The sequence below is a fragment of the Amycolatopsis marina genome, assembly GCF_900111885.1.
GTDB classification, from domain to species: Bacteria; Actinomycetota; Actinomycetes; order Mycobacteriales; family Pseudonocardiaceae; genus Amycolatopsis; species Amycolatopsis marina.
The window spans coordinates 231852-257272 of sequence record NZ_FOKG01000007.1 but is presented as its reverse complement, the minus strand read 5'-3'; the positions used below and the strand labels follow the sequence as shown (position 1 = coordinate 257272).

The 25421-nt window shown below is 68.4% G+C and carries 27 protein-coding genes; 7 read left to right on the top strand and 20 right to left on the bottom strand.

Translation table 11 applies throughout. The features are described 5' to 3' along the window. Positions 1-202 precede the first annotated feature (202 nt). The 19 genes from BM199_RS14125 to BM199_RS14035 form a co-directional block, all read right to left on the bottom strand. Positions 203-949 (bottom strand): TIGR03943 family putative permease subunit, encoded by a 747-nt coding sequence (locus BM199_RS14125; RefSeq protein ID WP_091673599.1) that lies wholly within the window; start codon positions 947-949, stop codon positions 203-205. Beyond that, the gene (locus BM199_RS14120; RefSeq protein WP_091673597.1) at positions 946-1968 is read right to left on the bottom strand and encodes a permease; all 1023 of its coding nucleotides are present in this window, start codon (positions 1966-1968) and stop codon (positions 946-948) included. Before BM199_RS14120 ends, BM199_RS14125 begins: the two co-directional genes overlap by 4 nt. Positions 1969-1985: 17 nt before the next feature. After that, on the bottom strand, positions 1986-2429 hold the full coding sequence (locus BM199_RS14115) for a hypothetical protein (protein WP_091673595.1): 444 nt from the start codon (positions 2427-2429) through the stop codon (positions 1986-1988). Beyond that, positions 2426-3286, bottom strand: coding sequence for an isoprenyl transferase (locus tag BM199_RS14110; protein ID WP_245788354.1), 861 nt, complete (start codon positions 3284-3286; stop codon positions 2426-2428). The genes BM199_RS14115 and BM199_RS14110 overlap by 4 nt, the downstream gene beginning before the upstream one ends. Before the next feature lie 39 nt (positions 3287-3325). Beyond that, positions 3326-4099, bottom strand: coding sequence for a DNA repair protein RecO (gene recO, locus BM199_RS14105; RefSeq protein WP_091673593.1), 774 nt, complete (start codon positions 4097-4099; stop codon positions 3326-3328). A 72-nt stretch (positions 4100-4171) separates the two neighbouring features. Next, positions 4172-5035 carry an RDD family protein gene (locus tag BM199_RS14100; RefSeq protein ID WP_091673591.1) on the bottom strand — a complete coding sequence of 288 codons (864 nt, stop codon included), beginning with the start codon at positions 5033-5035 and terminating at the stop codon, positions 4172-4174. Between the two features lie 93 nt (positions 5036-5128). Next, positions 5129-5569, bottom strand: a complete 441-nt coding sequence (locus tag BM199_RS14095; RefSeq protein ID WP_091673589.1) for a DUF2752 domain-containing protein — start codon at positions 5567-5569, stop codon at positions 5129-5131. A 3-nt stretch (positions 5570-5572) separates the two neighbouring features. Next, entirely contained in the window at positions 5573-6025 is a 453-nt protein-coding gene (locus BM199_RS14090; protein WP_218160343.1) for a DUF2752 domain-containing protein, read from the bottom strand. After that, a complete protein-coding gene (locus BM199_RS14085; RefSeq protein ID WP_425425527.1) occupies positions 6022-6450 on the bottom strand; it encodes a CD225/dispanin family protein in 429 nt (142 codons plus the stop codon). The genes BM199_RS14090 and BM199_RS14085 overlap by 4 nt, the downstream gene beginning before the upstream one ends. A 207-nt stretch (positions 6451-6657) precedes the next feature. Next, positions 6658-7563 (bottom strand): GTPase Era, encoded by a 906-nt coding sequence (gene era, locus BM199_RS14080; protein ID WP_245788353.1) that lies wholly within the window; start codon positions 7561-7563, stop codon positions 6658-6660. A 68-nt stretch (positions 7564-7631) separates the two neighbouring features. Beyond that, on the bottom strand, positions 7632-7991 hold the full coding sequence (locus BM199_RS14075) for a cytidine/deoxycytidylate deaminase family protein (protein WP_091673585.1): 360 nt from the start codon (positions 7989-7991) through the stop codon (positions 7632-7634). Next, positions 7984-9327, bottom strand: coding sequence for a hemolysin family protein (locus tag BM199_RS14070; RefSeq protein ID WP_091673583.1), 1344 nt, complete (start codon positions 9325-9327; stop codon positions 7984-7986). The genes BM199_RS14075 and BM199_RS14070 overlap by 8 nt, the downstream gene beginning before the upstream one ends. Positions 9328-9336: 9 nt before the next feature. Beyond that, entirely contained in the window at positions 9337-9891 is a 555-nt protein-coding gene (gene ybeY / locus BM199_RS14065) for an rRNA maturation RNase YbeY (protein ID WP_091673581.1), read from the bottom strand. Positions 9892-9895: 4 nt separating this feature from the next. After that, positions 9896-10972, bottom strand: a complete 1077-nt coding sequence (locus BM199_RS14060) for a PhoH family protein (protein ID WP_091673579.1) — start codon at positions 10970-10972, stop codon at positions 9896-9898. A 129-nt stretch (positions 10973-11101) separates the two neighbouring features. Then, positions 11102-11461, bottom strand: coding sequence for a histidine triad nucleotide-binding protein (locus tag BM199_RS14055; RefSeq protein ID WP_091673577.1), 360 nt, complete (start codon positions 11459-11461; stop codon positions 11102-11104). 305 nt (positions 11462-11766) lie between these two features. After that, a complete protein-coding gene (locus tag BM199_RS14050; protein WP_091673575.1) occupies positions 11767-12528 on the bottom strand; it encodes a 16S rRNA (uracil(1498)-N(3))-methyltransferase in 762 nt (253 codons plus the stop codon). Continuing rightward, positions 12528-13691, bottom strand: coding sequence for a molecular chaperone DnaJ (dnaJ, locus tag BM199_RS14045; RefSeq protein ID WP_091673573.1), 1164 nt, complete (start codon positions 13689-13691; stop codon positions 12528-12530). Before dnaJ ends, BM199_RS14050 begins: the two co-directional genes overlap by 1 nt. Positions 13692-13736: 45 nt before the next feature. Next, a complete protein-coding gene (hrcA, locus tag BM199_RS14040; RefSeq protein WP_091673571.1) occupies positions 13737-14762 on the bottom strand; it encodes a heat-inducible transcriptional repressor HrcA in 1026 nt (341 codons plus the stop codon). An 82-nt stretch (positions 14763-14844) separates the two neighbouring features. Then, entirely contained in the window at positions 14845-16155 is a 1311-nt protein-coding gene (locus tag BM199_RS14035) for an aspartate aminotransferase family protein (protein WP_091673570.1), read from the bottom strand. Between the two features lie 181 nt (positions 16156-16336). On the opposite strand from BM199_RS14035, the gene BM199_RS14030 reads away from it, so the two are divergent. From BM199_RS14030 to BM199_RS14000, 7 genes are all read left to right on the top strand, one after another. Next, the gene (locus tag BM199_RS14030; protein WP_091673568.1) at positions 16337-18001 is read left to right on the top strand and encodes a PucR family transcriptional regulator; all 1665 of its coding nucleotides are present in this window, start codon (positions 16337-16339) and stop codon (positions 17999-18001) included. 142 nt (positions 18002-18143) lie between these two features. Continuing rightward, positions 18144-18452, top strand: coding sequence for an SSI family serine proteinase inhibitor (locus tag BM199_RS14025; protein ID WP_245788352.1), 309 nt, complete (start codon positions 18144-18146; stop codon positions 18450-18452). 261 nt (positions 18453-18713) lie between these two features. Continuing rightward, positions 18714-20297: an NCS1 family nucleobase:cation symporter-1 gene (locus BM199_RS14020; RefSeq protein ID WP_091673740.1), complete on the top strand. Its 1584-nt coding sequence runs from the start codon at positions 18714-18716 to the stop codon at positions 20295-20297. Continuing rightward, positions 20248-21090 carry a nitrilase-related carbon-nitrogen hydrolase gene (locus BM199_RS14015; RefSeq protein ID WP_091673564.1) on the top strand — a complete coding sequence of 281 codons (843 nt, stop codon included), beginning with the start codon at positions 20248-20250 and terminating at the stop codon, positions 21088-21090. Before BM199_RS14020 ends, BM199_RS14015 begins: the two co-directional genes overlap by 50 nt. Positions 21091-21100: 10 nt before the next feature. Continuing rightward, entirely contained in the window at positions 21101-22501 is a 1401-nt protein-coding gene (gene hydA, locus BM199_RS14010; protein WP_091673563.1) for a dihydropyrimidinase, read from the top strand. A 178-nt stretch (positions 22502-22679) separates the two neighbouring features. Next, complete coding sequence (locus BM199_RS14005) at positions 22680-23672, top strand: TIGR03842 family LLM class F420-dependent oxidoreductase (protein ID WP_091673561.1); 993 nt, start codon at positions 22680-22682, stop codon at positions 23670-23672. 262 nt (positions 23673-23934) lie between these two features. Next, entirely contained in the window at positions 23935-24396 is a 462-nt protein-coding gene (locus tag BM199_RS14000; protein WP_091673560.1) for a hypothetical protein, read from the top strand. A 184-nt stretch (positions 24397-24580) separates the two neighbouring features. On the opposite strand, the gene BM199_RS13995 is transcribed toward BM199_RS14000, so the two are convergent. Beyond that, positions 24581-25396 carry a siderophore-interacting protein gene (locus BM199_RS13995; protein ID WP_091673558.1) on the bottom strand — a complete coding sequence of 272 codons (816 nt, stop codon included), beginning with the start codon at positions 25394-25396 and terminating at the stop codon, positions 24581-24583. Positions 25397-25421 lie beyond the last annotated feature (25 nt).

Genomic DNA, 25421 nt, shown 5'->3' with positions numbered 1-25421 from the left:
GGCCGGTTGGAGCGTCTGCAAGTACCACCATGCAAGATCGACATGTGCCTCAACCACTACCAACACATCGACGTCCCCCGCGTCACGCGGCGCTGCCACAAGACGACAGCACCGCCGGGTTGGTAGCGGTTGGCGGCGTAGTTGATCTTGCATGGGGGTACTTGCAGACGCACCAAGCTGCGGCCGGGTGGTGAGTTGGGGGTCAGAACTCGTAGGGGTTCTGGGGAGTGGGGATCTGGCGCAGGGACTGCAGGGTGAGGTCCGGGGTGTAGCTGTTCTGCCGGGTCGCCGTCCCCGGCACCACCTGCCCGGTGACCTCGATCCAGCTGTCCTGCTCCAGTCCGGCCAACTCACTCCCGCTGCCACCGGCCAGATGTACCGTGACCGGGAAGGCATCCGCCGCGCAACAGCTGATCACCATGCGGGCCAGCCGCGTCGAGCCACCGTCCTGCACGACGAAGCCGGACAGCGACACGGTGCGGCCGGTCAATGTCCCGTTCTCGTCCCAGCCCGCCCTTGCCACGAAGTCCGACACGGCGAGCGGGACGACCTCCTCGTCCGGCAACGGCGGGAACGCCGCGGCGTCCCGAGCCGCCGAACTCTGCGGTGCCCTGGCCTGGGTCCTGGTGACGGAGTCGGACCCGAGTGCGGGCGGAGCGACCAGGAACACCGCCAGCACCGGCACCATCAGCAGCCACGCGGCGCGCGCCGAGTGGTGGTGCTCGGCGCCGCAACCGTCCCCTGTGGACTCCGCAGCGGCCGCCGCCCGTGCCGCCAGCAGGTCACGCCCTATGGCGATCGCGCCGAGCGCGACCATGACCGCGCCTCCACCGATGACCCACAGCTGCTGAGACGGCTTGACGTAGCGCAGGTAGTCGCCGGTGAACGCGATCTTCAGCAGGGCCCCGCCCAGCAGGATCAGCAGGATGTTCTGCGTCTCGCGTCTCATCGGACACCCCCCAGTACGAGCCAGCCGGCCAGCACGGCACAGACGATCGCCACCACGAAGGTGACCGGCGCGAACCGCAGCGCGAACGACCTGCCGAACGTTCCCGCCTGCAGTGCGAACAGCTTCACGTCGATCGCGGGGCCGACCACCAGGAACACCAGCTTCGGCAGCAGCGGCAGCGCGCTCAGGGACGCCGCGACGAAGGCGTCGGCCTCGCTGCACAGCGCCAGGACCACCGCGAGCACGGCCATCACCAGGATCCCGAGCACGATTTGCTCGCCCAGCACGCCGAACCACTCGCCGGGCACCAGCACGCCCATCGCTGCGGAGATCAACGCGCCCAGCACCAGGAACCCACCCGCGTCGACGAGGTCGGCCCGCGCCGTCTCGGCGAAGGTGCGCCAGCGGTTGCCCACAGCGATATCCGGCATACGGCGCAGCGCCCGCTCGGCGATCCACTCGAGCTTGCCCCACCGCGCCCACAACCAGCCCATCACCATCGCGGTCGCGAGCGAGCCGAGGAAGCGGGCGATCACCATGCCGGGTTCGCCGGGGAAGGCGACCGCGGTGGCGACGAGCACCACCGGATTCACCGCGGGCGCGGCCAGCAGGAAGGTCAGCGCCGCGGCGGGCGCCACCCCCTGGCCGATCAACCTGCGCGCCACGGGGACGGAAGCACACTCACACCCCGGCAGCGCAACACCGGCCAGGCCCGCGACCCCCACCGCGGCGCCCTCCCTGCGCGGCAGCACCCTGCGCAGGACCCTGGCCGGGACGAAAGCCGCGATACCGCCGCTGATCAGCACACCAAGCACCAGGAAAGGCATCGCCTGCACACACACCGCGACGAACACGGTGGCTCCGGTACGCAGCGCGGGGACGTCCAGCGTCGACTGCAACCAGGTCTGACCGAGAATCGCGATCAGCAGGACCGCGCACAGCACCTCGACCGAGGTGATGCCGCGCCGTCGCCGGTCCGGCTCACCGGGACGTACAGCGACATCGGAAACCGTTTCCATTTGAGGCATGATGCCAGTCAGTGCCCGGTCTCGGCACCCGGCTCTCCTGCTTCGGTCCCGAGCAGGTCGGAACGGACCTGCGAGGCGGTCGACACGACCAGCATCAGCAGCGTGCCCAGCGGCGCGAGGTCCATCCCCTGCGCGGGAAACGCATAGCGCAGGGTCAGATCGATACCCCGATCGGTGTGGACGGTACCCAGTGTCCCGAACAGTCCCTGCCCCGCGCGCTCGGCGACCGCGGCGGACAGCGCCGGATCGGCGGGCAGGTCCCAGGCCACAACGCAGGTCAGGCTGAGCATCGTCAGCCCCTCCGCGAGCCGGGTCGCCTGCACGACACACGGGACGTCGGCGTGGGAGAAGGTCAGCGCGCCGTCGTCGTCCACATGGACTTCGAGGTAACGCTCGAGCGACTCCCGCGCCCTGGTAAGCAGGTCCGCGGTGTCCGCGGCTTCCGTGGTCATGATGCGCCCTCCGGGAACGGTGCAGACGTCGCAGCCGTCCTGTCGGTTTCAGTTGTCAGATCCAGCGCCGCACCGAAGCGACGGTCCCGTTTGGCGTACTCCAGGCACGCCCGCCACAGGTGCGTTCGATCGAAATCGGGGAACAGTGTGTCCTGGAACACGAACTCAGCGTAGGCCGCCTGCCACAGCATGAAGTTGGAGGTGCGCTGCTCACCGGAGGGACGCAGGAACAGGTCCACGTCCGGCATCTCCGGCTGGTACAGATATCGGGCGATCGTACGTTCGTCAACCTTGTCCGGATTGATCTGTCCGTCGGCCGCCAGCTGCGCGATCCGGCGCACCGCGTCGCCGATCTCGGCCCGGCCGCCGTAGTTGACGCACATGGTCATGTTCATCGCCGTGTTGTGCTTGGTCTTCTCCTCGGCGACCTGCAGCTCCTTGATGACACTGCGCCACAGCTTCGGCCTGCGACCCGCCCAGCGGATCCGTACCCCGATCGAACCGAGATAGTCCACCTGCCGCCGGATCGTGTCGCGGTTGAAGCCCATCAGGAAACGCACCTCGTCCGGGCTGCGCTTCCAGTTCTCCGTGGAGAAGGCGTACACCGACAGCCACTTGACGCCCAGCTCGACGGCCCCGCTCGCGACGTCGATCATGACGGCCTCGCCGCGCTTGTGGCCCTCGATCCGCGGCAGTCCGCGCTGGTTGGCCCAGCGGCCGTTGCCATCCATGACCAACGCGACATGCTGTGGCACCAACTCCGGCGGGATGTCCGGTGGCCGCGCACCGGAGGGGTGCGGGTCCGGAGCCCGCAGATCTCCTGGTGACACCACGGTCGTGCGTCCCCTGCGCCGCACTGATACCTCCTCGCCGGCGAACCTGAGCAATTGCCGACCCTACTTGCCGCTCACCGGCTCCTCACGGGGACGCCGTTCGTGGGCCCTGCGCTCCACGAAGGGCAGTGACCGTAGCTGACGCTCCAAATGCCACTGCAGGTGCGCCGCGACCAGGCCGCTGGCATCGCGCCGGGTGCCCTGCACGCTCTGCTCCGCGACCGTCCACTCACCATTCAGCAGCGACTCGAGCAGGACGAGCACCTCGGGGGCGAGGTGGACGGAACCGGCGGTCCTGCACTGCACGCACAGCGAACCACCCGCCTGCACATGGAACGCCGAGTGTGGACCGGGAGCACCGCACCGGGCGCATTCGGCGATAGCGGGAGCCCACCCCGCGAACGACATCGCCCGCAGGAAGAACGCGTCCAGCACGAGGGACGCGTCGCGCTCGCCCGCTGCCAGTGCGCGCAGTGCGCCGGTGAGCAGCAGGTACAGCTTGAGCGCGGGCTCGCCCTCCTCCGCGGCCAGCCGGTCCGCGGTCTCGGTGATGGCGCTTGCTGCCATGTAGCGCTGGTAGTCCGCCACCAGCGGCAGCGCGAAGGCATCGACCGTCTCCACCTGCGTGATCACATCGAGGGTGCGACCCGTGTAGAACTGCACGTCGACGTGACCGAAGGGCTCGAGCCTTGCCCCGAATCGGGAGGTGGTACGGCGCACGCCCTTGGCCACGGCACGCACCTTGCCGTGCCTGCGGGTGAGCAGGGTGATGATCCGATCGGCCTCACCCAGCTTGTGCACCCGCAGCACCACTCCGGTGTCGCGATAGAGACTCACCGCACCATCGTCCCACCTCGGGGTGACAGCCGGGCGCTCAGCGTGCCGCCAGAGCGTGTCCCGGCACCCTCGCTACTGCGGCGGGTACTGACCGCCGAAACCGCCAGGCTGCTGGGGAAACCCGCCCGGCTGCTGGGGGTAGCCACCGGGCTGCTGCGGCTGCTGCGGGTAGCCGCCCTGCCCCGGGAAACCGCCGGGCTGCTGCGGCGCGAACTGCTGGGGGTAGCCACCTGGCTGGGCAGGAAAGCCTCCCGGCTGCTGTCCGCCACCCGGTCCTCCTGGACCCGCGGGAGACTGGACCACCAGGGTCGACATGACCTTGTCGGAGAACGTCTGGCGCTTCTCGTCCCACAGCGGCCACAGAAAGCCGATGTAGCAGGCGAGGCCGTCCAGGGCGTGCGCGAGATCGCGGACGAATGCCATACCGGCCCCGATGGGCCGGCCGGTCTGCTCGCCGAGCAACCGGATGCCCACCACCCGCTTGCCCAACGACTGGCCGGTGTTCCCACCCTGGATCCACCTGTTGTAGAGCGCCCAGCCGAACGTGCCGAGGTATCCGATGCCCATCACGATGACACCGACAGTGGTCGAGCCCAGCATCACCAGCGCGCCGATCAGGATGACGACGAACGGCGGTGCCATGTCGATCAGGTATGCCCCGGCGCGCTGCCCCCAGCTCGCGAGTCCCTGTGGCGCTACGGGCGGTCCGCCGAAGGGCGGCTGACCGGGAGCGCCACCGCCGAAGGGCGGCTGCTGGCCGGGGAACTGCCCGGGTGCGGCGGGGAACGCGCCGGATGGGTGGCCGTAGGCGCCCGGCGCCTGCTGCCCCGGCGCCGGTCCCGGCATCTGTCCCGGCTGTGCCTGGAATCCCCCGGACGGCTGCCCGAAACCGCCGGGCTGCTGCCCGTACGACTGGGGCTCGTATGGATTGGTCATGAGTCTCCCCCTGCTATGCACACCCGGTTCTGCACCCTGGCGTGCAGGAGCGTACATCGTCGATCAACGCCGGGTCCGGAAGGTCGATTCGGCTCACACGCGGAGCTCGACGAACGGGGCGAACGGCAGGTTACGCACGACGAACCACGCGAGCAGCACCACGGCGAAGGCAGGCGAAGTCCAGCGCTGGTGCTGCCAGCCTGCCACCGGTCGCCCCCGCAGCCGGGTGAGCGTCCAGGTGAGCATTCCCCAGACGAAAAGCACCGCGGCGGGCACACCGAGGGCGTTGTAGTGCAGCGCCGCAGGCACGTCGGCGTGCAGCAGGCTGTAGACCATCCGCAGACCACCACAGGCCGGGCAGGTGAGACCGAGCAGTGCCTTGGTCGGGCAGACCGGGAGCGCGCCTCCCGGCGTCGTCGGATCTGCCCACAACACCACCGCGCAGCACCCCGCGAGCCCGGCCAGCGCCGCCATCGGCGGTCCGAGTGCACGCGAGCCGCGCCGGAGGTTGCTCGACAGAGTCGGCCGCTCCATGTGTCAGACCCGCAGCGCGAGGAACGGCGCGAAGGGCAGGTTGCGCACGACCGCCCACACCCCCACCACGACACCCGTGGCGAGCGGAGTCCAGCGCCAGTGCAGCCAACTCGCCACCCAGCTGCCCCGCAGCCTGCCCGCGGTCCACGCGATCGTGCTCCACGCGAACAGGACCAGCACCGCGAGGCTCACCGCGTTGTAGTGCATCGCGGCGGGGATGTCACCGTGCAGGACGCTGTAGATCATCCGGAGCGCGCCGCAGCCGGGGCAGACGATTCCGAAGAACGCCTTCGTCGGGCACGTGGGCAGGATCCCGCCAGGCGTCGTGGGATCGGCGAGCGCGATGACCGCGCATCCCACCGCCGCAGCCCCCACGACGCCCATCGGTGGCGCCAGCGCACTGAGTCGCGAGCGCCAACCCGACGCGGGGACTCCGGTGTAGACGCCTGCCGTCACGGCCCGGCGTCCCGCAGCGATACGCCCGCGATCACCAACCCAACCACGATGAACGCGATGTAGAGCAGCACGCCGATCCCCGCCACGATCGCCGACCACATCGCCCACTTCTTGGCGTCGTCGGCGGCCTTCATCGCCTCGCCGGGATAGCCCTGTGCCCACAGCGTCTGCACCTGGTTGGACTTCACGATCGAGACGATCCCGAGCGGAAGGCAGCACAGCACCGTGGACAGGATCGCCCAGACCAGATGGTTCTCCGGGGGCGGCCCGTACCCGTACCCGCCGTAAGTGCCTGGCTGACCGTACGGCCACGGCTGCCCCATGGGCCCTGGCCCCATCGCGCCCGGCTGCGGCCCCTGTCCGTACCCGCCGTAGGGGTCCTGCCCCCCGTAGTTCTGTGGGTACTGCGGGAACTGGTCGCTCACTGAACCTCCTGGTCCTGCTGCCGCGCCCGGTGTCCTGTCGTTACCCCATGTCCGAAGTCGACAGACCAAAGGTGAGCACTCCGGCGACCATCAGGATCCCATAGATGACGCCGGATCCTGATGTGAACCGACGAACCGTAGAGCATCACCGCGCTCGGCCGCGGCCGGGTTCCGGATCACGAGACCACATCGAGACCTGACGGGATGTCAGAAGCCGAGCCTGCGCAGTTGTTTGGGATCGCGCTGCCAGTCCTTGGCGACCTTGATATGCAGGTCCAGGTACACCTTGCTGCCCAGAAGGGCCTCGATCTGCGCCCTGGCCCGCGCGCCGACGTCCTTGAGCCGCTCACCCTTGTGGCCCAGGATGATGCCTTTCTGGCTCGGCCGCTCCACGTAGAGAAACGCGTACACGTCAAGCAGGTCGTCGCGGCCCTCGCGGGGCAGCATCTCCTCCACGGTCACGGCGATCGAGTGGGGCAGTTCGTCGCGGACCCCCTCCAGTGCCGCTTCCCGGATCAGCTCTGCCACCAGCGTCTGCTCGGGCTCGTCGGTCAGGTCACCGTCCGGGTAGAGTTGGGGCCCCTCGGGCAGCCGCTGGACCAGCAGATCGGCGAGGGTGGCGACCTGGTAGCCGTCCACCGCGGACACCGGCACCAGTTCGGCGAACTCCATGACATCCTGCAGCGCCATCAGTTGCTCGGCCACCCGCTCGGGGCCCACCAGGTCGGTCTTGGTCACGACGCCGATCACCGGAGTGCGCTTGGCGATCTTGGCCAGTTCCGCGGCGATGTACCTGTCGCCGGGTCCGATCTTCTCGTCGGCGGGAACACAGAACCCGACGACGTCCACTTCGGACCAGGTGGCGTGCACGACATCATTGAGCCGCTGGCCGAGCAGCGTGCGCGGCCGGTGCAGGCCCGGTGTGTCGATGAGGATCAGCTGCGCGTCCTGCCGGTGCACGATCCCGCGGATCGCGTGCCGGGTGGTCTGCGGTTTGCTCGACGTGATCGCGACCTTGCTCCCGACAAGAGCGTTGGTCAGGGTCGACTTGCCCGCGTTGGGACGTCCGACGAAGCAGGCGAATCCGGACCGGTGCTCTGGCTGAGTGCTCACCCGCAGCATTGTCGCCTATGGCCCGCGCGCCGACCCGGAGGGTTACCGGGCCCGCACGGAAACGGCCGTCAGTCGGGCCGCAGAACCTCCTGGACGGTGCCGGACGGGTCGGCGAGATAGATCGGTGCCCTGCCGCCCATGTCCCGCAGCGCGTGCACCGACGCCTGGTCGAACAGGGGAGTCTCACCGACGATGGCGGCCGCTTCGATGCCCTCGGCCCCGCTGGACACCGCGGCCGCGATCGCCGCCTGGATGGCGGTGAGCGAGAACGAAGGCAGCGCGATGTTGCACGCCGCGTAGGTGCGCCCGTCGGTGTCCCGGATGGCGGCGCCCTCCAGCGCCTGGGTACGGGCCCTCGCGGACCTGGCGAGGATCACGATCTTCTCGTCCTCCGGCCCCAGCTCGATCTCCGCCAGCTCCTCAGGCATGTTCGACACTCCTGTCCCGCTCGTCGTCGTCGCCGGTCCCGGACACGCGCATCCTGCGGCCGGCGATCCGCTCATCGTTGGCGTGCACCACGACCGTGGTGATCCGCATTCGGCCACGCCGGTCCTTGCCGCCCTCCGCGTGCAGCCGCAGGCCCTCGACCTCGGCCTCCGCACCGGGCAGTGGCACCCTGCCGAGCCGCTGCGCCAACAGCCCCCCGACGGTTTCCACGTCCTGTTCGCCGAGGTCCAGACCGAACAGCTCGGCCAGATCGTCGACACCGAGGCGCGCGGAGACCCGGACGGTGCTGTCGTCGATGTGCTCAACGGGTGGGCGTTCTTCGGTGTCGGACTCGTCGGTGATCTCCCCGACGATCTCCTCGAGGATGTCCTCGATCGTCAGCAGCCCCGCTGTGCCCCCGTACTCGTCGACGGCGATGGCCATGTGATTGTGCGAGACCTGCATGTCCTTGAGCAGCTCGTCGAGCCGCTTGGAGTCCGGGACGTAGCTGGCCGAATTCATCAGCTCGCCCACCGCCGTGGCCGAACCGTCCTCGGCCATGGAGGACTGCACCAGATCCTTGAGGTTCACCACGCCGACGATGTCGTCCACGGACTCGCCGATCACCGGCAACCGGGTGAACCCGGTGCGCAGGGACAGCGCGAGCGCCTGCCGGACGGACTTGGTGTTCTCGATCCATACGATCTCGGTACGCGGGACCATGACCTCCCTGGCCACGGTGTCGCCGAGCTCGAAAACCGAGTGGATCATCTCCCGTTCCTCGGTGCCGACGACCCCGCGCTCCTCGGCCAGGTCGACCAGCTCCCGCAGTTCGACCTCGGAGCTGAACGGACCCTCCCGGAAGCCCTTGCCGGGGGTGATGGCGTTACCGACCACGATGAGCAGCTTGCTCAACGGCCCGAGGATCGTGCCGAGCACGCGAACCGGGCCGGCCACCAGCAGGCCGACGCGGTACGGATGCTGCCGGCCGATGGTGCGCGGACCGACCCCGATCAGGACGTAGCTGACGACGACCATCACCACGGCGGCGACGGTCACGGCCAGTCCGTCCGGATTGATCCAGCGCAGGCACACCACGGTCACGAGCACCGTCGAGGTGAGTTCGCAGCCCATCCTGAGCAGCAACAGCAGGTTGATGTGCCGCCTGCGCTCGTCGACCACCAGCGCGAGCTGCCGGGCGCCGGTGCTGCCGAGCCGGACCAGTCCGTCCGCGCGCGCCCTGGACACGGTGCTCACGGCGGCGTCCGCCGCGGCGAACACCCCACCGAGCAGCACGAGCACCACGGCGACGACCAGCAGGGTTGCGGAAGGGAGCACGGTGCGGACCTAGTGACCCGGCGGGTCGGCGGGGCCTCCGTCAAGGCCCACCGTGCCGAGCAGACGGTCGTCGGCGCTGCGCTGTGCGTCCCTGCGCTGCGCGGCCAGTGTGGCGGCCTGGAACTCGGCGAGGATGCGCTTCTGCAGGCCGAACATCTCGCGTTCCTCAGTTGGTTCCGCGTGGTCGTATCCGAGCAGATGCAACACACCGTGCACGGTCAGCAGGTGCAACTCGTCGGTCAGCGAGTGACCCGCCGCATGCGCCTGATCCTTCGCGAAGGCAGGGCAGAGCACGATGTCCCCGAGCAGCGCGGGGGAGGACTCGGGAGCGTCCGGCCGCCGGGTCGACTCCAGCTCGTCCATCGGGAAGGCCATCACGTCCGTCGGGCCCGGCAGGTCCATCCACCGTTCGTGCAGGTCCTCCATCACCTCGAGGGTGACCAGCATGACCGACAGCTCCGCGAGCGGGCTGACTTCCATCTTGTCCAGGGCGAACCGGGCCGCGGAGACGATGGACGTCTCGTCCACCTGCACGCCCGACTCGTTGGCGATCTCGATACTCATCCGGTTACCGGCGGCCCTTCCAGGACTTGCCCGACTCCCGCGAGCCCTCGGCCACCTGCCACTTCTCGTAGGCGTCGACGATGTCGCCGACCAGGCGGTGCCGCACGACGTCCTGACTGGTCAGGGTGGTGAAATGCAGGTCGTCCACACCCTCGAGGATCTCCCGGACGACCCGCAGGCCACTGCGCTGCCCACTGGGCAGGTCGACCTGCGTGACGTCGCCGGTCACCACGATCTTCGAGCCGAAACCGAGCCGGGTGAGGAACATCTTCATCTGCTCGGGCGTGGTGTTCTGCGCCTCGTCGAGGATGATGAACGCGTCGTTGAGCGTGCGTCCGCGCATGTACGCCAGCGGTGCGATCTCGATGGTCCCGGCCTGCATCAGGCGCGGAATCGACTCCGGATCGACCATGTCGTGCAACGCGTCGTAGAGCGGCCGCAGGTAGGGGTCGATCTTCTCGTACAGGGTTCCCGGCAGGTAACCGAGCCGCTCCCCCGCCTCGACGGCGGGCCGGGTGAGCACGATGCGGGTCACCTGCTTGGCCTGCAGTGCCTGCACGGCTTTCGCCATGGCGAGGTAGGTCTTGCCGGTACCGGCCGGGCCGATCCCGAACACGACCGTGTGCTTGTCGATGGCGTCGACGTAGCGCTTCTGGTTCAGCGTCTTGGGCCTGATCGTGCGCCCGCGGCGGGACAGGATGTCCATGCTGAGCACTTCGGCGGGCGATTCGGAGCTGCCCGCGGACAGCATGCCGATCGTGCGGCGCACCATGTCGGGCCCGACCTGCTGCCCGTGGCTTGCCAGCGTCACCAGCTCGGCGAACACCCGTTCCGCGAAGGCGATGTCGGCGGGGGCGCCGGTCAGGGTCACCTCGTTACCGCGGACGTGCACGTCCGCGTCCAGCAACTCCTCGACGATACGGAGGTTCTCGTCCCGGGAACCCAGCAGCGTGAGCACCGCGGCGTCGGGAACGGGGAACTTGGACTGTGCCGGTGGAACTGCAGCCCCGGACGTCGGCTGCGGAATGTTCTCCGGGACGTCGTCGGATCGGGCGGCTCCACCCTGTGCGGTACCGGCCACGTGCGCTCGGGCCTGCTTTCTGCGCGTTCGCTTGTCGTTGTTCGGTATGGACGCCCTCGATGCTAGCGGTACCGGAGGTGTGCGCGCAGTCGCGTTCCCGGTGTCCTACCCGTCGCGCCGACCCGCGCCTCAGCCCTCGTGCCGGCCGAAGAACCCGAGCTGCTCGCCGCCGAGGACGTGGGCATGCACGTGGAAGACGGTCTGACCAGCGTCAGCGCCGGTGTTGAAGACCACCCGATAGCCGGACTCGTCGATCCCCTCGAGTTCGGCCACGATCGCCGCCGTGCGCAGTACCTCGGCGAGCAGTCCGGCGTCCGCGGCCGCGAGTTCCGCCACATTGCGGTACCGCTTCTTCGGCACCACGAGCACGTGTGAACTCGCCTGCGGTGAAATGTCCCGGAAAGCCAGCGTGGTGTCGGTCTCGTGGACGATCTCCGCCGGTATCTCCCTGGCGATGATCCGCTCGAACAAGTTCTCGGCGTCGCTCATGCCCGAAACTCTAGTGCCCCGCTTTCACGGGGATGCCCCGGAACGTAGAACGCCGCGGGGCGGTGAAGCCTGGGGGTCGCTCCACCGCCGCCGCGGCTCCGCCGGACCGAGGGGGGAGGTGTCCGGCGGTGACATCGACGCACCGGAACCAATCCCCCGGAGCGCCAAAACCTGCGTGGCGTCAATCGCCAAGGATAAACGCGTCGCCGGACCTGCGCCAGGATTGGCCCCCGATTGCGAGCAAATAGCCGATGCCACATCCGCCGTACGTCCGCGTTCGGTGGAGGTTCGCGGCTCAGCCGGGATCAGCGCCAGCGACTGCTGAGCACGCCGATCGCGCCGAGCGCGACGGCAGCCGCGGTCGAAGTCCGCAGGACCGTGTGCCCGAGCCGCACACTGACAGCACCCGCCCCGGCGAGCGCGGCGAGCTCCTCGGCCGTGATGCCGCCCTCGGGGCCGACGACGAGCAGCACCTCGCCTCGCTCGGGAAGCACAGCCGCGCCGAGCGGCCCCGCTGCCGCCGCTTCGAGCACCAGCGTGCGGGCGCTGTCGCGAACGCGGTCCACGAGCTCACGCGTGCTCACCGGCGCGAAGACCTCGGGCACCCACGCACGCCTTGCCTGCTTTGCCGCGGATCTCGCCGCCCCCCGCCAGCGTTCCAGTGCTTTGGCGCCGCGCGGACCGTCGTCCCAGCGAGCGACGCTGCGCGCGGCTCGCCACGGGAGCACGGCGTCGGCCCCCGCCTCGGTGGCGAGTTCCACCGCGAGCTCTCCCCTGTCCCCCTTGGCCAGGGCTTGCACGACGGTGACGGTGAGTTCCGGAGCGGGTTCGTGGCGCCGCTGCCGGATCTCGAGAACCAGCTCGGCGTCCCGGCCCGGCCGCGCCTCGACGACGACGCAGTCGGCCAGCCCGCCCGCGCCGTCGGAGAGCACGAGCCGCTCCCCCTGACGCAGCCGCCGCACGGTGGCGGCGTGCCGGGCCTCCTCGCCGCCGAGCACGGCCTCCGTGCCCTCCGGCAGCCGCGGGACGAGGAACACCGGCGGAGTGGCTCCCCCCGCCTCAGGCACTACCGGGACCTGGCGCGCAGCTTCGAGAAGAGCCCGCCGTGCTTGCTGCCGTTGCTGGCCAGCGTCGCCGACTCCTCACCACGGCGCTGCGCCAGCTCGCGCAGCAACTCCTCCTGGCCGTCGTCGAGTTTCGTCGGCACCACGACATCGATGTGCACGTGCAGGTCACCGCGTCCGTCGACCCGCCCGGAGGAGCGCAGCCGCGGCATGCCGAGCCCGGTCAGCACGAGCTCCGTGTTGGGCTGGGTGCCCGGCTCGATGTCGATGTCGTGCTCGCCGTCGATCAGTGTCTCCAGCGGCACTGTCGCGCCGAGCGCGGCCGTGGTCATCGGAATGCGGAAGTTGCAGTGCAGGTCGTTGCCCTGCCGGACGAACACCTCGTGCGGGGCCTCGTCGACCTCCACGTAGAGGTCGCCGGCCGGACCGCCGCCGGGGCCGACCTCGCCCTGGCCGGAGAGCCTGATGCGCATGCCGTCGCCGACGCCTGGGGGGATCTTGGCCGTGACGTCACGACGAGAACGCACCCGGCCGTCGCCGCCACACTGCCTGCAGGGATCGGTGATCACCTCGCCGAAGCCCCGGCACACCGGGCACGGCCGAGCGGTCACGACCTGACCGAGGAAGGAGCGCTGCACGGACTGGATCTCCCCCGCGCCGCCACAGGTGTCACACGTCGCCGTGGTGCCGCCCTCACCGGTGCCCGCACCGCGGCACAGGTCGCAGAGGGTCGCCGTGTCGACGGTGATCTCCCTGTCCACGCCGGTGGCGCACTCCTCGAGCGTCAGACCGATCCGGATCAGGGCGTCCGAGCCGGGCTGCACGCGGCTGCGTGGCCCGCGGCCACGACCCCCGCCGCCACCCGCGGCGCCGAAGAAGGCGTCCATGATGTCGCCGAGCCCGCCGAACCCGGCGAACGGGTCCCGCCCGCCACCGCCGCCCGCGCCGCTGTCCATCGGGTCCCCGCCGAGGTCGACGATCTTGCGCTTCTGCGGGTCGGACAGGACCTCGTAGGCGCTGGTGACCTCGCTGAACTTGTGCTGCGCGTCCTCGGAGGGATTCACGTCGGGGTGCAGTTCCCGCGCGAGCTTGCGGTAGGCGCGCTTGATCTCCTGATCCGACGCGTTCTTGGCCACCCCCAGGGTGCCGTAATAGTCCCTCGCCACCGTCTTGCCGTCCTCCTAGGTATTCGGGCGCATGTGATCCCCCGGCTACTTGCCGGACAGGATCTGGCCCACGTAATTGGCCACGGCGCGTACCGCGGCGATCGTGCTCGGGTAGTCCATCCTCGTCGGTCCGATCACGCCGATGCCGCCCAGCAGCATGTCGTCCATGCCGTAGCCGATCGACACGACCGAGGTACTGCGCATCTGCTCGTCCTCATTTTCCTCACCGATACGCACGGAGATGGCACCGGGGTTGCGGGCCGCGGCGAGCAGCTTGAGCATCACAACCTGTTCCTCGAGCGCCTCCAGCACCTGTCGCAACGACCCTGGGAAATCCGCGACGTTGCGGGTCAGGTTCGCCGTACCGCCGAGCACCAGGCGTTCCTCCGGATGCTCGACCAATGACTCCACCAGCACGGTACAGACCCTGGTCATGGTGTCACGCAACTCGGCGGGCGACTGGTCCGGCAGTTCGGCCACCTTCGCGGCAGCCTCCGACAGTCGCTGCCCGGCCAGTGTCGAGTTCAGCACAGTGCGCAGCCGGGAGACGTTGTCCTCGCTGATGACGTCGCCGAGGTCGACGGTGCGCTGGTCGACCCGGCCGGTGTCGGTGATCAGCACCAGCATCAGCCTGGCCGCGGTGAGCGGCACCACCTCGACGTGGCGAACCGTCGAGTTGGTCAGCATCGGGTACTGCACGATCGCGACCTGCCTGGTCAGCTGGGCGAGTAACCGCACCGACCTGCGCAGCACGTCGTCCAGGTCGATCGCGCCGTCGAGGAAACTGGTGATGGCCCTGCGCTCGGCACCGCTGAGCGGCTTGATCTCCGAAAGACGATCAACGAAAAGGCGGTAGCCCTTGTCCGTCGGTATCCGCCCCGCGCTGGTGTGCGGTTGTGTGATGTAGCCGTCCTCCTCCAGCGCCGCCATGTCGTTACGCACAGTGGCACTGGACACACCGAGGTTGTGCCGGTCCACGATCGCCTTGGAACCCACCGGCTCCTGATTGGAGACGTAGTCCGCGACGATCGCACGCAGGACTTCGAAACGGCGTTCGTCCGAGTTGGCCACCGGCACCTCCTGCGTCGTCAGACCTGCTGCGTACCTGACAACGAGTTTACGTACCGGTTGGTGCCCACGGCGGCGGGTGCAATCAGCCTGCGCCAGTGTGCCCCTTGCCGACCGCGGCGATGCTCTCGCCGAGAACGTCCAGGGCCTGCTCGGCCTCCTCGCCGGTCAGCGTCATCGGCGGCGCCAGGCGAATGACGTTGTTGTGCAGCCCGCCCTTGCCGACGAGCAGCCCGCGCTCGCGGGTGTGCTCCAGTACCGCGCTCGCTGTCGCCGGGCTCGGGTCGCTGCCGCCTGGCTCCACCAACTCGATCCCGATCATCAGGCCCTTGCCACGGACGTCGCCGACGACGTCCGTGCGCGCGCCGATCTCCCGCAGACCGGCGAGCAGCCGGTCCCCGAGCTTCGCCGCGTTGCCCTGCAGATCGTGGTCGAGCAGGTAGTCCAGTGTCGCGGCCGCCCCCGCGGTGGCCAGCGGATTGCCGCCGAAGGTGGAGATCGAGTTGGCGGTGAGGCAGTCCATCAGCTCGCCACGGGCCACGACACCACCGATGGCGAGGCCGTTGCCCAGCCCCTTGGCGAACGTCATCGCGTCCGGGGTGACGCCGTGGGCGCCGATACCCCAGAAATGCTCGCCGGTCCGGCCCCAGCCGGTCTGCACCTCGTCGGAGATCAGCAGGATCCCGTACTCGTCGAGCACCTCCTTGAACGCGGCGAACAGGCCGTCCGGCGGCACGTTGAATCCGCCGACGCCCTGGATCGGCTCGGCGATCAGCGCCGCTACGTCACCGGAGGTGGTGGTCTGCAACACGTCGCGCAGGTCCTGGACACAGGCGGCGATGTAGTCGGCGTCGGACCATCCCGCGAAGGGCCCCCGGTAGCGGTATCCACCGTGCACATGACTGACCCGCACCGGGGACAGCGAGGTGGCCGACCAGCCCCGGTTCCCGGTGATACCGACCGTCGCGAACGCCCTGCCGTGATAGGAGTTGCGCAACGCCAGGATCTGGTTGCTCCGGCGGTACTGGGTGGCCAGCATCAGCGCCGTCTCGTTGGCCTCGGTACCCGAACTGGTGAAGAAGACCTTGGCGTCCGGGATACCGGACAGTTCGGCGATCCGCTCCGCCAGTTCGACCTGCCTGCGGATGAGGTAGAGCGTCGAGGTGTGCATGACACCGGTATCGAGCTGGCTGCGGACGGCGTCGGAGATCTCGGCGATGCCGTAACCGATGGCGTTGGTCAGAATGCCGGCGAAGAAGTCGAGGTAGGTTCGGCCCTGCGAGTCCGTCACGTGCCTGCCGTGCGCACGGACGATCTCGATCGGCTCCTGGTAGTACAGCGCGAGCCAGTTCGGTAACACCGCCCGGTGCCGGGCCAGCAGTTCTGCCTCCGTCATGCGCCGTTCCCTTCGCCGCGAACCGCTTCCCGCCCCCTTCAGCGAGTTTTGCCGCAGCGGTCTCGGCGCCGCCACCGACAACATGTACGGACTACGGGTCGCGGCCGTACAGTTTGTGCCTGATCGATCCCGTGTCTCGAGAAGTGCGCGTACTCGCGACTCAGCAGCATGGAGGGTGTCGATGTACCCGACCGTCGCGGACGTGTTGGCCCTGCCGGTGATCCGGCACGGTGGGCCGAGGGTCGCCGCCGGGGCCGAAGGGCTGGACCGCAGCGTCCGGTGGGTCCACGTCGCCGAGGTCGCCGACATCGCCCACCTGCTCAAGGGCGGCGAACTCGTGCTCACCACCGGCATCGCGCTCCCCGACGACGAGGTCGCGCTCGCGGGATACATCGAGGAGCTGGACGCGGTCGGTGCCTCCGGTGTGGTCATCGAACTGGTGCGGCATTGGAACGACGTACTACCGCCCGCGTTGCACAAGGCGGCCGACCGGTACGGCATCCCGTTGGTGACACTGTCGCGCGAGACCCGCTATGTCACGGTGACCGAGACGGTGAACGGGCTGATCGTCGACAACCAGGTGGCCGAGCTGCGGGCAGCGGAACAGGTTCACCAGGCGTTCACGGCACTGACGGTGGCGGGTGCGGAACCGGACAAGGTGCTGCGGGAGGTCGCCCGAAGCACGGAGCTTCCGGTGGTGCTGGAAACGCTCTCCCACGAGGTGCTGGCCTACGACACCGCGGGAAGTGATCCGGGGGAACTGCTGTACCGCTGGCAGACCCGGTCGAAGGCGGTTCGTCTCGGCGAGCGCACGGGGTACCACCACGGCGCGGGTTGGCTGGTGACGATCGTGGGCGCCCGCGGCCGCGACTGGGGCAGACTCGTGCTGGTCTCCGCGGAACCTCCGCCACACCGGCACGTCGTGGTCGCCGAGCGCGCGGCGTCGGCCCTCGCGGTGTACCGGCTGCTCGCCAGGGAGGGTGAGAGCCTGGAACGACAGGCGCACCGGGCCGTGCTCGCCGAACTGCTCCGCCGTCCCGCACCGTCGGCGGAGGTGCTCGCGCGTTCCGCCGCGCTGGCCGTCGACCTGACGGGCAGACGGCTGATCGGGGTCGCCATCCGGCCGAGTCTCACCACGGCCGCTTTCCCCGCCCCGGTAGCCGCGGTCCAGCCGCTGCTGCGCGACCTCGCCGAGGTCACCGCCCTCGCCGCGCGGAGGGCACGGGTCTCCGCGCTGGTCGCCGATACCGGCGACAGCGAGGTCAACGCCCTTGTCTCACTGTCGCCGGGTGCGGACGCCGATGCGGTCCTGCGCAGGCTGGCTCGGGAGTTGCACCAACACAGAAGCACGGTGCCCGCCATAGTCGCGGTAGGCAGTGTGGTCGAGGCGGCAGGCGAAGCGGGACGCACGCTCACCGAGGCCGGGCACGTCGCGGGGGCCACCACGGCAGCGGCCGGAGCCACCGGGATCGCCGAGGGGCCGGAGACGTACTACCGCCTCGAGGACGTCCGGCTCCGCGGCCTGCTGCACCTACTGGCGGACGACGACCGGGTGACGGCGTTCGCGGCGCGGGAGCTGAGCGCACTGCGGGCCAGAGATGCGGTTACCGGCAGCAGACTGGTACAGGCGCTGCGGCACTTCTGCGTACACGGTGGGAACAAGTCGGCCGCCGCCGCTGCCGCACACACCTCGCGGACCGCCTACTACCAGCAACTCGCCCGGATCGAGCAGGTGCTGGGAGTACCGCTGGAGGATCCGGAATCGATGCTCTCGCTGCATGTCGCCCTGCTCGCCCTCGACGTCGAAGAAGGCAGAGCGGGCAGGAACGGCACCGAACCGGCCTGATTCCCACGATCGGGTAGCCAAAGTTCACTCGGGCGAGTCACACAGTGACCAGTACCTGGCTGCCGATAGACGAAGTATGCCTTTGTTCCCTTTCGAACCCCTTTCCGCTTGCGCTCTCACCCTGATGTGCATCGGAGGGCCGGTGACCCCCGCCGACTCGGCGCTCACGCTGACGACTCACGACGTCAACGGCAGCGCGAAGTCCGTCGTCCTGCACTGCGACCCCGCGACCGGGAACCACCCGTCGCCCGCCGAGGCCTGCGACGCACTGGCCGACGCGGACGGGGACTTCGAGGACCTCGAGACCCAGGAAGTCGCGTGCGCGTTGATCTACTCGCCGGTACAGGCGACCGCGCACGGACACTGGCGCGGTGACCCGGTCGTCTTCGAGACCGTCTACCCCAACGCGTGTGTCGCGGGCGCCGAGTCCTCCGGCGTGTTCGGCTTCTGACCGACGGGATCGACCCCACCGACAACCACAGGGGCTCCGGCCGCCACGGCTTCCGCAGCGGGCGACCGGAGCCTCTCTCTCTGCTGCCGGAACTCCAGCAGCACGGGCCGACGTTAGGGCGTTCGGGGCAGTATCGGAACGTTCCTTCGTCGTAAAACCGCAGGCCTGTCATATTCGCAATCGGCACAATGTGCGGTGACCGGGCCAATGGTGAACACTCTGACAGTGCCGCACGGACGGACTCGAGCCGAGTATGCCGTGATGGAGCCAGCCCAGGTTCGACACCCCGATGGTCGCATCGAGCTCACCGATGCCTCTTCGGTACACGGTAGCCAGTACTTCAACCACGAGCTCGCGCCAGTGCCCATCGAGAAGCGCACCTGGAGCACCTACAACTACTTCGCGCTGTGGATGGGGATGGCGCACAACATTCCCTCCTACCTGCTCGCCTCCGGCCTGATCGCCATCGGCATGAACTGGGCGCAGGCATTTCTCACCATCACCCTCGGCAACCTGATCGTGCTGATCCCGATGCTGCTCAACAGCCATGCGGGGACCAAGTACGGCATTCCGTTTCCCATCTTCGCCAGGGCGTTCTACGGGATCAGGGGCGCGAATCTCGCCGCGTTGCTGCGTGCGTTCATCGCCTGTGGCTGGTTCGGCATCCAGACCTGGGTCGGCGGTCAGGCGATCTTCGTCATCCTCGGCAAGCTCATCGGTCCTGAATGGATCAACGCCGCTGAGGTGTTCGGGCAGCCGTGGACAATGTGGCTGGGGTTCCTGGTGTTCTGGGCGTTCCAGATGGCGATCATCTGGCGGGGCATCGACGCCGTCCGCAAGTTCGAGAACTGGACGGCCCCTCTGGTAACGGTGGGCTTCCTGATTCTGCTGATCTGGGTCCTGGTGAAGGCAGGCGGGCTCGGACCGATCTTCTCCCAGCCCTCCCAGCTGGGCTGGGGCGCGGACTTCTGGAAGATTTTCGCTCCCTCGCTGATGGGCATGATCGCGTTCTGGGCGACGCTGTCGCTGAACATGCCGGACTTCACCCGCTTCGGCTCCAGTCAGCGCAAGCAGGCGATGGGGCAGATCCTCGGCCTGCCCACGACGATGTCGTTCATGGCGATCGTGTCGATCATGATCACCTCCGGCGGCATCGTGATCTACGGGGAGGCGATCTGGGACCCGGTGGAACTGGCCTCGCGCTTCGACTCGCCGCTGGTGGTCGTGCTCGCGCTGTTCGGTCTCGGCCTGGCGACGGTGTCCGCGAACCTGGCCGCGAACGTGGTCAGCCCCTCCTATGACTTCTCCAACGCGTTCCCGAAGCGGATCAACTTCCGCGTCGGCGGCCTGATCACCGGTGTCATCGGGATCGCCATCCAGCCCTGGCGGCTGATCTCCGATCCGAACATCTACATCTTCGCCTGGCTGAACTTCTACGGCGGGGTCCTCGCCGCGGTCGCAGGCGTGCTGGTGGCGGGCTACTGGGCGCAGACACGAACCCGGTTGCACCTCGCCGACCTGTACGCGGACGGGCCGCGGGGGCGGTACTGGTTCACCGGAGGGTGGAACTGGCGGGCCCTGGTGGCGACCGCGGTGGGTGCGGTGCTCGCGGTCGGCGGCGCCTACTCCGCGCCGGGCGAAGGCCCCTTCCCCTCCGACGGCCTGATCCCGCTGTTCCGGATGTTCTACGACTACAGCTGGCTGGTCGGCCTGGTCGCGGCATTCCTGGTGTTCCTGGCGTTCTCCCTGCCCACGTCCCGTGACGCAGACATGCACATCCCACAGGAGGAGACAAGTGAGCGAAATCGTGCGAGCAGGCCTGATCCAGCAGCGGTGGACGGGTGACAAGGAGTCGATGATCGCGAACGCGGTCGAGGCGATCGCCAAGGCCGCTTCGCAGGGTGCTCAGGTGGTGTGCCTGCAGGAACTGTTCTACGGACCGTACTTCTGCCAGGTGCAGGACACCGACTACTACTCCTACACCGAGGCGATTCCGGACGGACCGACCACGAAGCTGATGCAGGAGGTCGCCGAGCGCCACGGCGTCGTGCTGATCGTGCCGATATACGAGGCCGAGCAGCCCGGCGTGTACTACAACACGGCGGCGGTGATCGACGCCGACGGCAGCTATCTCGGCAAGCACCGCAAGAACCACATCCCCCAGGTGAAGGGGTTCTGGGAGAAGTTCTACTTCCGGCCCGGCAACCTCGGCTACCCGGTCTTCGACACCGCTGTGGGTCGGATCGGTGTCTACATCTGCTACGAGCGGCACTTTCCGGAGGGCTGGCGCGCGCTGGGACTGGCCGGGGCGAAGATCGTCTTCAACCCGTCGGCTACGAGCAGGGGGCTGTCGGAGTACCTCTGGCGGCTGGAGCAACCCGCGGCTGCCGTCGCCAACGAGTACTACGTCGGCACCATCAACCGGGTGGGCGTGGAACCACTGGGCGACAACGATTTCTATGGCCAGTCCTACTTCGCGGACCCACGCGGGCAACTGGTCGGCGAGGCGGCGTCGGACTCCGAGGAGGAGGTCGTCGTACGGGATCTGGACATGACCAAACTGGCCGAGGTCCGGGACCTGTGGGCGTTCTACCGCGACCGCAGGCCCGACACGTACGGGCCGCTGACCGAGGCATGAGAGGAGTCGCATGCGGACACTGATCTCCGGTGGGACGGTGCTCAGCAGCACCGGTGCCCACCAGGCCGATGTACTGGTGGACGGCGAGACCATCGCGGCGGTCACCGCGCCGGGGGTGTTCGGCGCTGATGTCAAGGGCACTGTCGACTCCGTGCTGGACGCCACGGGGAAGTACGTCATGCCCGGTGGTATCGACGCCCACACCCACATGGAAATGCCGTTCGGCGGCGCGTTCTCCCATGACACGTTCGCGACGGGCACCACCGCGGCGGCCTGGGGTGGTACGACCACGATCATCGACTTCGCGGTGCAGAAGAAGGGCACGTCGTTGTTGTCCACGTTGGACACGTGGCACGGCAAGGCGGACGGCAACTGCGCGATCGACTACGGGTTTCACATGATCGTGTCGGACGTCAACGACACCTCGTTGAAGGAGATGGAGACCTGCATCGACGGCGGGGTCACCAGCTTCAAGATGTTCATGGCCTATCCCGGTGTCTTCTACTCCACCGACGGCGAGATCCTGCGGGCGATGCACAAGGCCCGGGAGACCGGGTCGACAATCATGATGCACGCCGAGAACGGCATCGCGATCGACGAGCTCGCCGCGCAGGCCGTTGCCGAGGGCAGGACGGATCCGGTGCAGCACGGCCTGACCCGCCCGCCGGAGCTGGAGGGCGAGGCCACCTCCCGCGCGATCGCCCTGGCCAAGGTCACCGGCTCGCCGCTGTACATCGTGCACCTGTCGGCGGCGCAGGCCCTCGCGGAGGTCGCCCAGGCCCGCGACACGGGACAGAACGTGTTCGCGGAGACCTGTCCGCAGTACCTCTATCTGTCCATCGAGGACATGGCGAAGCCAGGATTTGAGGGCGCAAAGTACGTCGCGTCTCCCCCGCTGCGGGACAAGTCGCACCAGGCAGACCTGTGGCGCGGACTGCGGACCAACGACCTCTCCGTGGTGTCGACCGATCACTGTCCTTTCTGCTTCAAGGACCAGAAGGAACTCGGGCGCGCCGATTTCCGGGCTATTCCCAACGGGATGCCGGGGGTGGAGCACCGGATGGACCTGCTGCACCAGGGCGTGGTGGCAGGCGAGATCTCGCTCGCCCGCTGGGTCGAGGCGTGCTCGACGACCCCTGCCCGGATGTTCGGGCTCTATCCCCGCAAGGGAGTCATCGCACCGGGCTCCGACGCCGATGTCGTGATCTACGACCCAGCTGCCCGTCAGACACTGTCCGCCGAGACCCACCACATGAACGTGGACTACTCGGCGTACGAGGGCTTCGAACTCACGGGCCGCGTCGAGACGGTGCTCAGCAGGGGCTCGATCGTGGTATCGGCGGACGGTTTCACCGGCAGCACGGGCCACGGCCGGTTCCTGTCCCGCGACCTCTGCCAGTACCTCAACTGAGAGCCGGGAAGAGGCAGGTGCAGGAGATTCCCGCAGTGAGGACAGAACGCGCGCCCGCCGCTGGCCCGCTATCGCGGGGGCAGGGCGCTCTCAGGCCGGACCGGAGGTTCGCTGCGGGGTCACGCCTGTGCACGCGATCGCGGTCGCGCGTGAAACCTCGACTAACTAGGAGCGTGTGATGGATTTCGGTGTGGTGCTGCAGACCGATCCTCCCGCACGGGAGGTCGTCCGGCTGATGGTCGCGGCCGAGGAGCATGGGTTCAGCCACGGCTGGACGTTCGACTCCTGTGTGCTGTGGCAGGAGCCGTTCGTCATCTACTCACAGATTCTGGCCGCGACCTCGGCGATGACGGTGGGACCGATGGTCACCAGTCCCGGCCCGCGGGACTGGTCGGTGACGGCGTCGCTCTTCGCCACGCTCAACGACATGTTCGGCAACCGGACCGTCTGCGGGATCGGCCGGGGCGACTCGGCGCACCGGGTGGTGGGAAAGCCGCCGTCGACACTGGCGACCCTGCGCGACGCGATGCATGTCATCAAGGAACTCGCCGAGGGCAGGGAGGTGGTGCTCGGGGAAACCGCCGTGCGGATCCCGTGGGTGCGCGACGGCAAGCTGGAGATGTGGATGGCCGGCTACGGGCCGAAAGCGCTGCGGACGGTGGGCGAGCACGCCGACGGGTTCATCCTGCAGACCGCCGACCCCGCCATCGCGCGGTGGACCATCGGCTCGGTCCGCGACGCCGCGCGGGCGGCGGGACGCGACCCGGAGGGCATCACCATCTGTGTCGCGGCTCCCGCCTATGTGGGCAGCGACGTGGCCCACCAGCGAGAGCAACTGCGCTGGTTCGGCGGCATGGTGGGCAACCACGTCGCGGACCTGGTCTCCCGCTACGGAGAGTCGGGCCCGGTACCCCGCGAACTGACCGACTACATCGCCGGCCGGGAGGGGTACGACTACGCACATCACGGCAGGGCCGGGAACCCCTCGACCGATTTCGTCCCGGACGAGATCGTCGACCGCTTCTGCCTGCTCGGGCCCGCCGAGGCGCACGTGCAACGGCTGCAGGAACTGGCCGCCCTGGGGGTCGACCAGTTCTCGCTGTACCTGATGCACGACCAGCGCGAGCAGACCCTGCAGGCCTACGGAAAGGTGATCCCCGCCCTGACCTGAGTTGGCAGTTCCAGCGCCCGAGTTTGCAGATTCGGCGGAATCTCCGAACTACAATAGGTAGTATTACGCACTCAAGGAGAAAACCAGCCGGAAAGGCGCAACACATTCCACCGTTCGCCGTGGCGAAGTTAGATCATCCAACCCATTTATGTGACTATTTATTGCCCACGCAGTAGCGCGGACCGTAACATCGCCGCCGGTCACTTAGGTGATCTCGATGGAAACTTCCATCGTATTCTGCGCTAACTGGGGAGTTTGTCATATGAATCGAAGAGTTTTTGCTGCGCTCGGAGCCGCTGTCGGCCTGACCCTCGGCCTTGGAACGGCCGTCGCACACGCGGATTCGTCAACAGAAGCCTTCCTCGAGGGCGCTCCGTCGATCACGGTCTCCGCCACGTCCGCGTCAGGGGACTTCACTGCGGCGGCGGAATGTTACTTCCCGGTCGTTTCACCTGACCGGGGTGCACTCGTCTGTTTCAATCCGTACGGCGAACACCTGTATATCTGCGACAACGCTCCTGATGGGCACCACCCGGCTGCACGGTACTATCGCAGTGACAAGTCCGGGCTGAAGGTAAAGCACGCGGCCGTCAAATCGGGCAACTGCTACGACCACAACCTGTCGATCCCAGAATCCGGTTGGGTCAACTACCAGGCCTGCAACTACGAGAAGGACACCCGGCTCAGCTGCAGCTCGTTCTCGGGTCGCATTTCCGCGGGCTGACCCGGTACCCGGTCACCGCGCGATCCGTTCTGCGCGCGGTGACCGTGCCCGCGTTCTCCCGTCCACTATGGGCCGACGAGCGCCTGACAGACGAGCTGGCGCAGTCCTCAATCTGCCAACTCGGGCCACTACAACTGCGAACTCGCCCGTCGGATCTGCGAAGTCGGGCGCTGGAAGTGCGAAGTCATGCGGGGGTGGTTTGGCGTTCGGCGGCTTTCTCGGCGCGCCAGGCCTCGTCGGCCTTTCCCCTGCGCCAGTAGCCGGAGATGGAGAGCATGTCCTTGCGCACGCCGCGATCGTCGAGCAGGTGGCCGCGCAGGTCGCGGACGAGGCCGGCCTCGCCGTGGACGAAGGCGTGCACGGAGCCGGAAGGAAAGTCCAGCGCCCTGACCGCGGCCACCAGGTCGTCGCCCGCGGCGCGATGCAGCCACCGCACGTGTGCGTCGGCCTTGGTCGCCAGCGCCTGCTCCTCCGCCGCGTCCTCGACCAGGATCAGGGTCCTGACCTGCGCGCCGGGCGGCATCGCCTCGAGCGCCGCCCCGATCGCGGGCAGCGCACTCTCATCTCCCACCAACAGATGCCAGTCGGCCGCCTGCGCCGGGGCATACGCGCCGCCGGGCCCGACGATCAGCATCTCGTCCCCCGGCCGGACCGCGGCGACCCAGGGACCGGCCAGACCCTCGTCACCGTGGTAGACGAAGTCGATCGCCAGCTCACCCGCGTGCTCGTCGTAGTAGCGGACCGTGTAGGTCCGCATCCGTGGCCATTGCTCCCTCGGCAGTTCCGCCCGGATGCGCTGCATGTCGAACGGCTCCGGATAACGCACGTCCGGCACTGGGAACACCAGTTTCACGTAACTGTCGGTGAACTCGTTCGGCCGGAAGTCCGCCAGCCCGTCTCCACCGGCGACCACTCTGATCATGTGCGGTGTCAACCGTTCGGTCCGCAGCACCCGCAGCCGGGTCATCGGCCGGGCCTTGCGTGCTGGTTGCTCCGCCATCGTCGCTCCTTACGAGCCGGGTACA

Excerpts from the sequence above, each read along its gene's own strand:
- BM199_RS14125 (WP_091673599.1), bottom strand. The coding sequence starts at position 949 with ATGAGACGCGAGACGCAGAACATCCTGCTGATCCTGCTGGGCGGGGCC.
- BM199_RS14120 (WP_091673597.1), bottom strand. The coding sequence starts at position 1,968 with ATGGAAACGGTTTCCGATGTCGCTGTACGTCCCGGTGAGCCGGACCGG.
- BM199_RS14115 (WP_091673595.1), bottom strand. The coding sequence starts at position 2,429 with ATGACCACGGAAGCCGCGGACACCGCGGACCTGCTTACCAGGGCGCGG.
- BM199_RS14100 (WP_091673591.1), bottom strand. The coding sequence starts at position 5,035 with ATGACCAATCCATACGAGCCCCAGTCGTACGGGCAGCAGCCCGGCGGT.
- BM199_RS14095 (WP_091673589.1), bottom strand. The coding sequence starts at position 5,569 with ATGGAGCGGCCGACTCTGTCGAGCAACCTCCGGCGCGGCTCGCGTGCA.
- BM199_RS14075 (WP_091673585.1), bottom strand. The coding sequence starts at position 7,991 with ATGCCTGAGGAGCTGGCGGAGATCGAGCTGGGGCCGGAGGACGAGAAG.
- ybeY (WP_091673581.1), bottom strand. The coding sequence starts at position 9,891 with ATGAGTATCGAGATCGCCAACGAGTCGGGCGTGCAGGTGGACGAGACG.
- BM199_RS14055 (WP_091673577.1), bottom strand. The coding sequence starts at position 11,461 with ATGAGCGACGCCGAGAACTTGTTCGAGCGGATCATCGCCAGGGAGATA.
- BM199_RS14035 (WP_091673570.1), bottom strand. The coding sequence starts at position 16,155 with ATGACGGAGGCAGAACTGCTGGCCCGGCACCGGGCGGTGTTACCGAAC.
- BM199_RS14030 (WP_091673568.1), top strand. The coding sequence starts at position 16,337 with ATGTACCCGACCGTCGCGGACGTGTTGGCCCTGCCGGTGATCCGGCAC.
- BM199_RS14020 (WP_091673740.1), top strand. The coding sequence starts at position 18,714 with ATGGAGCCAGCCCAGGTTCGACACCCCGATGGTCGCATCGAGCTCACC.
- hydA (WP_091673563.1), top strand. The coding sequence starts at position 21,101 with ATGCGGACACTGATCTCCGGTGGGACGGTGCTCAGCAGCACCGGTGCC.
- BM199_RS14005 (WP_091673561.1), top strand. The coding sequence starts at position 22,680 with ATGGATTTCGGTGTGGTGCTGCAGACCGATCCTCCCGCACGGGAGGTC.
- BM199_RS14000 (WP_091673560.1), top strand. The coding sequence starts at position 23,935 with ATGAATCGAAGAGTTTTTGCTGCGCTCGGAGCCGCTGTCGGCCTGACC.
- BM199_RS13995 (WP_091673558.1), bottom strand. The coding sequence starts at position 25,396 with ATGGCGGAGCAACCAGCACGCAAGGCCCGGCCGATGACCCGGCTGCGG.